The sequence below is a fragment of the Pseudomonas sp. SIMBA_041 genome, from assembly GCF_046535095.1.
GTDB classification, from domain to species: domain Bacteria; phylum Pseudomonadota; class Gammaproteobacteria; order Pseudomonadales; family Pseudomonadaceae; genus Aquipseudomonas; species Aquipseudomonas mucoides.
Genome location: NZ_JAWRXJ010000147.1, coordinates 1 through 306 on the forward strand (window position 1 = coordinate 1; position 306 = coordinate 306).

1 protein-coding gene is annotated in these 306 nt (G+C 32.7%); it reads right to left on the bottom strand.

What is annotated here, in order from left to right:
- The coding region (locus tag SB725_RS30615; protein ID WP_410923104.1) for a hypothetical protein at nt 1-209 on the bottom strand (209 nt) is incomplete at its 3' end.
- Nucleotides 210-306 lie beyond the last annotated feature (97 nt).

Below are 306 nucleotides of genomic sequence, written 5' to 3' on the forward strand. Positions count from 1 at the left end.
CGTTTAATAAGTTCATCAAAACAACGCATTAATAAGTTAGGGCTACTCTTAGAATAAGATACAACCACAGATATATCTTGGTTAGATAAAGTGTTTAGATTATCTATTCGCCATAGCATGGCATAATTAGCTGTTGGATTCTCCACAGCGATTTTGAGAAATTCAGAAAAATCCTGAATTTGAAAATTTGGACCATCAAGATGACGCATCTTAATCAATCTAAATTTCACAAGATCGGAATATTTTTTTTGCTCGAAAGCTGTGCTTTCAGCGAAATATAATATTCGTTCAATATGTGAGTTAGGA